The organism is Oceanicaulis sp. UBA2681 (assembly GCF_002354675.1).
Taxonomy (GTDB): Bacteria; Pseudomonadota; Alphaproteobacteria; order Caulobacterales; family Maricaulaceae; genus Oceanicaulis; species Oceanicaulis alexandrii.
This window is the reverse complement of record NZ_DEMB01000012.1, coordinates 176,436-182,787: the sequence shown is the minus strand read 5'-3', so window position 1 is coordinate 182,787 and position 6,352 is coordinate 176,436. Positions and strand designations below refer to the sequence as shown.

Genomic DNA, 6,352 nt, shown 5'->3' with positions numbered 1-6,352 from the left:
AGCCCCGTGCGCGCATCATGATCGCGGCCCAGGCGTTTGAGGCTGGCGTCATCCAGCGCCTGAACGCCCAGAGACATCCGCTCCACCCCGGCGGAGGCGATGCCGGCGAAACGGTCATGCTCCATCGGATTGGCTTCCAGCCCGATCTCACACCCTGGCGTCAGCCCGAACAGGGCGTCAGCGCGTTCAAGGATGGCGGCGATCGCCGCCGGCTCCATCAAAGAGGGCGTGCCGCCGCCAAAGTGCACGCTGTGGATCGTGCGCGGCCCCAACCTGTCGCGCCAGTGCGCCAGATCGTCGAGCATGGCGGCCAGCAGCGCCTCAGGTTGCGCGTGGGCGGCCTTGTAGACGTTGAAGTCGCAATACGGGCAGATGCGCGCGCAATAAGGCCAGTGCACGTAAAGACCCAGGCGATCGGGCGCGGGGCTCATGCGCCGAACACATCCTCAACCAGCAGGCGGAAAGCGTGGGCGCGATGGCTCATGGCGTGTTTGATCGCCGGATCCATCTCGGCGAAGGTCAGCTCATGACCGTTGGGAACGAAGATCGGATCGTAGCCAAATCCCTTGTCGCCTCGTGGGGGGAAGGAGAGATGGCCGCGCACCTCACCTTCATAGACGCGAGTCTCGCCATCCGGGTGCGCCAGCGCCAGCGCGCACACAAAGCGGGCGCTGTAATCTGTGGCCTGGCGAGCCTCAAGCTCTGTGCGGACTTTGTCCATCGCGGCGCCAAAATCGCGCGGCTCTCCGGCCCAGCGGGCGGAATAAATGCCGGGCGCACCGTCCAGCGCAGTGACTTCCAGCCCTGAATCGTCGGCCAGAGACACCAGTCCGCAGGCCTCCGCGCCCGCCCTGGCTTTGAGAAGCGCATTGCCGGTGAAAGTTTTTTCAGTCTCTTCAGGCTCGGGCAAACCCAGCGAATCCGCCCCTTCCGCAACCAGTCCATAGGGGGCGATCAGCTCGGCTATCTCTTTGATTTTGCCTTTGTTATGGCTGGCGATCGCCCATTTGGGAGCCGTCGAGAAAAGGGTCATGGAAGGGCGTCCTTTCATCCGTACATATCGCCTTTCGAAAAATTCATATCGATTTTCGATATTTTTTTGTTGCGAAGCGATAGGACGTGGTCTACATAGATACTCGTGGCGAGGGGGAAACACCCCCGACCACACCGAAGACCCCCGGCGATAAAGGATCGGAACGGCTTCGGAAACTGGTTGGTCGAACAAGAGACTTAGGAGAGTATGAGATGGTCAGGTCCAAAAACAATGCCGGTCACAGCGCAATCGCAATGGTGATCAATCTGGCTCTGGTGGCGGGCGTTTTCGCCGGCATGGCCGCCGCGGTCAGCTCGCTGGTCGGTTAATGAATGTCCGGATCGAAGGCCGGGTGAGACGAGACACGCCGTTCCTCCCCTCGCGGAAGATGTCTCGCCGCCCGGTCGACGATCCAGCTAACAAGCCCTTGGGGGATGCATGAAGACGCTGGGTCAGGGATCGCTGGCTTCACTGCTGAAGATCCTCCTCGACATCGTCTATTATCTGCTTTGGGCGGTATTGGGGCTCGCCAGTCTCATTATCGTTCTCATTGTGTTTGGCGGGATCTCCCGCCTTTTGGGTTTTGGCTCCGATCTGCCGCTCAGCATTCGCCAGTTTCTGGCGATGGATGTGGTGCTCGCCCTGCCGCTCGCCATTGCGGCGCTCGCAGCGGTGACCTTCGTGGTGGACCGGTTGCGCCGGATCATGGCGACTTTGATCGCCGGCGACCCGTTCGTTGAAGAAAACTCCAATCATTTGCGCGCGATCGCCATTGGCATCGCCGTCTATCAGCTCTTGCACTATGGGGCGCACGGCGTCCTTTCGCTGATGATCACCCTGTTGGGCCGCCCCGTTGAAGGCGGCGCTCGCGTTGTTCCCGAATTCAGCCTGAATCTCGGCGCCTGGTTTGCTGTGCTCGCCATGCTTGTGTTGGCGGAAATTTTCCGCGAAGGCACCCGCATGCGTGAAGAGCAGAAACTGACGATTTAGGGAGCGCGGAACACACATGCCCATTCGCGTCACCCTGGACCGTATGCTGCTGGATCGCCGCATGTCACTGACCGAGCTGTGCGATCGCGTCGGCATCACCATGGCCAATTTGTCGATCCTGAAAACCGGCAAGGCCAAGGCCGTACGCTTCTCCACGCTGGAAGCCTTGTGCCGTGAGCTGGATTGCCAGCCCGCTGACCTTCTCGTTTTTGAGGACGAGGACGAAGAAGAGTAAGAGGCGGACAGCGCATAGCCGCCCGCCTGCTTTCAGTCCTGTTTACTGGCCGAGAGCCTTGAGCTGGGCTGCGCACAGATCGGTCACGCCCCTGCGCGCCAGGGCGAAGATCTGGTCAAACTGGCTTTGGGTCATCGGCGTGTCTTCCGCCGTGGCCTGCACTTCGATCACGCCGCCACTGGACGTCAGCACGAAATTGGCGTCGGTTTCCGCCACCCGGTCTTCCTCATATTCCAGATCCAGCACGCAGTCGCCGTTCACGACGCCCGCAGAGACCGCAGCGATCTGAGCAATGACCGGATCGGTTTTCAGAACGCCTTCTTCCATCAGGTAAGCGACGGCCGCTTTCAGGGCGAGCCAGGCGCCGGTGATCGCCGCGGTGCGAGTGCCGCCATCGGCTTGCAGGACATCGCAATCTACGACGATCTGACGTTCTCCCAGGGCTTTGAGATCGACCGCCGCGCGCAGCGAACGGCCAATCAGGCGCTGGATTTCCTGCGTCCGGCCAGAGGGTTTGCCCGATTGCACTTCGCGGCGATTGCGCTGGTGTGTGGCGCGGGGCAGCATGGCGTATTCGCCTGTCACCCAGCCCTTGCCCTGGCCGCGCAGCCAGGGCGGCACGTTTTCTTCCACCGACGCCGTGCACAACACTTTGGTGTTGCCGAAACTGATCAGGCAGGAGCCTTCGGCGTAAGGCGACCAGCCCATTTCAAAACTGAGCGGGCGCAAGGCGTCGGGTTGGCGGCCTTCAGGGCGCATGGGTCATCTCCGGATGTTCGTGTGTCTGTGGCTCTCGTGTTAACCGAGCAGGCGCGATGGCGCAAAGCGCTTTGCGTGCAATCTTGGTGATTGCGCCGGACGGGGAGCGACACTAACTCTGAAAGCGTGATGACCCATTCACCGTCTTCCCCCTCTGGCCTGATGGCGCTTGATGAGCGCTCGCGCTCGATCTTTCGTGATCTGGTGGAGACCTATCTTGATACCGGCGAGCCGGTGGGCTCGCGCACCCTGTCCAAGACCTCCGGGCTCAACCTGTCGCCTGCCTCCATCCGCAATACGCTTGCGGATCTGACATCGGCGGGCTTGCTGGCCTCGCCGCATGTCTCGGCTGGCCGCATGCCCACGCATGCCGGTTTGCGCCTGTTTGTGGACGGCTTGCTGCAAGTGGGGGACCTGGAGGCGGATGACCGCACCGCGATCGACACCCGCGTCTCCGCTGTAGGACGCCGTCCTGAAGATGTTCTGTCGGAAGTCTCAAACCTTCTATCGGGCCTGGCGGGCGGCGCAGGTCTGGTGGCGAGCCCGGCCCATGACGCGCCCTTGCGCCATGTGGAGTTCGTGAACCTGTCGCCCACAGAAGTGCTGGCGGTTCTGGTGACCGAAGACGGCAATGTCGAGAACCGGCTGATGCGCCCGCCGCCCGGTCTGCCGCCCGCGGCGTTGATTGAAGCGGGCAATTATCTCTCCGCCCGGCTTCGCGGTCGCACCCTGGCCGAAGCGCTGAGCGCCATTCGAGAAGAGATTTCCGCCAAGCAGGCCCAGCTTGACGGCGCGGCGTCCGCGCTGGTGGAGGCCGGTCTCGCCGACTGGGCGGGGCCCGAGCAACGCACCCTGATCGTGCGCGGCCAGTCGCGGCTGCTGGAAAGCGTCGAGGCGGCGGAGGATCTGGAGCGCATCCGGCTTCTGTTTGATGATATCGAACGTCAGGAAGGTCTGTTGTCGCTGCTGGACGAAGCGCGGCAAGCGCAGGGCGTGCGCCTGTTCATCGGGTCCGAGAACCCGTTGTTTTCGCTGTCAGGATCGTCGGTGATCGTCGCGCCCTACAGAAATCGCGAGAACCAGATCATCGGCGCGATCGGCGTGATCGGTCCCACGCGTTTGAACTATGCCCGTGTCATCCCAATTGTTGATTACACCGCCCAAATGGTCGGCCGGCTTCTATCCGGGCCGCGATAATCACCCGTCCTGGTGAACCTTTGGGTTGACGATCACCCCTCTAGCCTTGAATGACCGCACGTATGAGCAACGAAAACCAGACACCTGAAACTGAAGACGCCGAACTGAACGCTGAAGCTGACGCTGCACACGCCGCCGACGCCGAACAAGAAGCGCCCGCGTCTGAAGAACCCGATCCGGCTGAGGAAATCTCCAATCTCAAGGACCAGCTGCTGCGCGCGCTGGCGGAGATGGAGAACACCAAGAAGCGCGCCGAGCGCGAAGTGAAAGACACGCGCGCTTACGCCGTGACCGGTTTCGCCCGCGACATGCTGGACGTGGCCGACAATCTGTCGCGCGCTTTGCAGTCGATCAGCGACGAGGCCAAGTCCGAAGCCGGCGAAGCGCTGAAAACCCTGCTGGAAGGCGTGGAGATGACCGAGCGTCGTCTTCTGTCGTCACTGGAGCGCCATGGCGTGAAGAAGGTGGAGCCCGCCCCCGGCGATGCGCTCGATCCGAACATGCACCAGGCCGCCGCCCAGATCCCGGCCGATCAGCCCAAGGGCGCCATCGCCCATGTGATGCAGCCCGGTTACAAGATCGGTGATCGCACCCTGCGCGCCGCCATGGTGGTGGTCAGCGCCGGCCCCGCCACCCCGCCTGCAGGCGGAGAGAACGAAGGCGGCGTCGACGTCAGCGCCTGATTGCAGCTTTAATTCGGTGTGTGCTCGACCACCCGACGCTGGAAATATGGATTTCCGGGTTGCAGGTCGAGCGCGCGCCGCATGCTGTGGAGCGCGGCGGCGCCTTCCCCAAGCGCCAGCTGCGCGTCCGCCAGAGAATCCCAGACATTGGCAGAGTCTGGATAGAGGCGCGTATTGAGCGCGAACAAGGTCTGGGCCTCGGCGGGGGCCTCTTCCAGGCGGTCATAGCCGAGCGCATTGAGCACAGCTTCTGAGCCTTCAAAGCCATAGCGTGTGTCGGAATTGTTCCACTCACGCTCGAATAGGGTAACCAGCGTTTGCGCAGACGCGTCTTCTGATCCGTACAGAAGGCTGGCGATGTGAGGACGCGGAGCCTCGCCTGACAACAGCGCACGCATCACCATCTCGCCAACATGAATAGTCAGTTCCCGATTGCCGACCTGGTCGGTGCAGGCCATCACTCCAACGCCGGCTTGCGTCGCGTAGCGCAGATTGGCCCGTGCGCCTCCGCCGCGATGGCCGATCGTCGTTTCTCCAGCTACATCTTCAAGGATGACGCCGAGCCCATAATTGTCTTGCATATAGGCCGGGTCCGTCAGTAGGTCCGCCAGGAAGTCGCGATTTGCGATTAGACCTGCGTTAAGGGCCTCAAAGATCCGCGCCATGTCAGACGCCGTTGTGACATAACCGCCGGCCGAGCTGATCATGGGCATTGACTTCGATCCGTCAGTGATCTGGCCATAGACCGTGTCATTTGATTGCGCCGGGCCGGTGAGGTGCTGTTCGACGAGCGCAGGCCAGGGCTGTCCCAATCTTGCCTCGGCGATCATTTCGGAGACCGCGTATCCGCTTTGCTGGTAGCGGGAATGTGCGCCGGGTTCAAAATCTAGCGGCAACTCGCGCACGATTTCATAGATGGCGGTGTTGCCGGCCTCGGGATCCTCCGCGATGCCGCTGAACGCCTCCTGCGTGACGATCATGGCGAGTCCGCTGGTATGGTTGTAAAGACGCCAGAGCGGGATATCGCGCCATCCCTCAGGGCTATCTGTCAGCAGCTCCCCCACACGGGCGTTCAGATTGACGTCGCCATCTTCGATCAGCGAGGCGAGTGTGAAAGCGGTCAAGGCCTTGGTGGCTGAATAAAGCCCGCATTGCGACTGAGCCGCCACCGGGCCGTTTTCGAAAGACCCGAAGCCCTCGGACAGAATGACATCGTCTCCACTGACGACGCTGACGGCGAGACCCGAGACGCCATATGCCGCTCTCATGGTTTCGATTTCAGTTCTCAAGGCATCTGAAATGTCTGAAGCGTCTGACTGCGAGAGCGTGGTTGAAGCCAGCGCCAGGCTGGTCAGGATCGTGGAAAACATAACGTCCTCTGAAAATTTATTTTCAACAGAACGCTATAAGTAACCGTAGGACGAACAAGTGAACTTCATGTCATGAGGGTTTTGT

General features: G+C 61.5%; 8 protein-coding genes. 4 read left to right on the top strand and 4 right to left on the bottom strand.

What is annotated here, in order from left to right:
* Window positions 1–431: radical SAM protein (locus B3M53_RS10435; protein ID WP_286800369.1), on the bottom strand; the 431-nt coding region annotated here is incomplete at its 3' end.
* On the bottom strand, window positions 428–1,033 hold the full coding sequence (rdgB, locus tag B3M53_RS10430) for an RdgB/HAM1 family non-canonical purine NTP pyrophosphatase (protein WP_273019807.1): 606 nt from the start codon (window positions 1,031–1,033) through the stop codon (window positions 428–430). The genes B3M53_RS10435 and rdgB, both read right to left, overlap by 4 nt.
* Window positions 1,034–1,471: 438 nt before the next feature.
* Here rdgB and B3M53_RS10425 point away from each other — a divergent pair, with 438 nt between their 5' ends.
* Entirely contained in the window at window positions 1,472–2,023 is a 552-nt protein-coding gene (locus tag B3M53_RS10425) for a DUF2975 domain-containing protein (RefSeq protein ID WP_022700918.1), read from the top strand.
* Window positions 2,024–2,039: 16 nt separating this feature from the next.
* Entirely contained in the window at window positions 2,040–2,258 is a 219-nt protein-coding gene (locus tag B3M53_RS10420; RefSeq protein ID WP_022700919.1) for a helix-turn-helix domain-containing protein, read from the top strand.
* 42 nt (window positions 2,259–2,300) lie between these two features.
* On the opposite strand, the gene rph is transcribed toward B3M53_RS10420, so the two are convergent.
* Window positions 2,301–3,017, bottom strand: a complete 717-nt coding sequence (gene rph, locus B3M53_RS10415; RefSeq protein WP_022700920.1) for a ribonuclease PH — start codon at window positions 3,015–3,017, stop codon at window positions 2,301–2,303.
* A gap of 129 nt (window positions 3,018–3,146) precedes the next feature.
* Here rph and hrcA point away from each other — a divergent pair, with 129 nt between their 5' ends.
* Together hrcA and grpE are read left to right on the top strand one after the other, a co-directional pair.
* Window positions 3,147–4,214 (top strand): heat-inducible transcriptional repressor HrcA, encoded by a 1,068-nt coding sequence (gene hrcA, locus B3M53_RS10410; protein ID WP_199318914.1) that lies wholly within the window; start codon window positions 3,147–3,149, stop codon window positions 4,212–4,214.
* Window positions 4,215–4,276: 62 nt separating this feature from the next.
* On the top strand, window positions 4,277–4,897 hold the full coding sequence (gene grpE / locus B3M53_RS10405; protein ID WP_022700922.1) for a nucleotide exchange factor GrpE: 621 nt from the start codon (window positions 4,277–4,279) through the stop codon (window positions 4,895–4,897).
* Between the two features lie 8 nt (window positions 4,898–4,905).
* On the opposite strand, the gene B3M53_RS10400 is transcribed toward grpE, so the two are convergent.
* Entirely contained in the window at window positions 4,906–6,267 is a 1,362-nt protein-coding gene (locus B3M53_RS10400) for a serine hydrolase (RefSeq protein WP_273019802.1), read from the bottom strand.
* Between the last annotated feature and the right edge of the window lie 85 nt (window positions 6,268–6,352).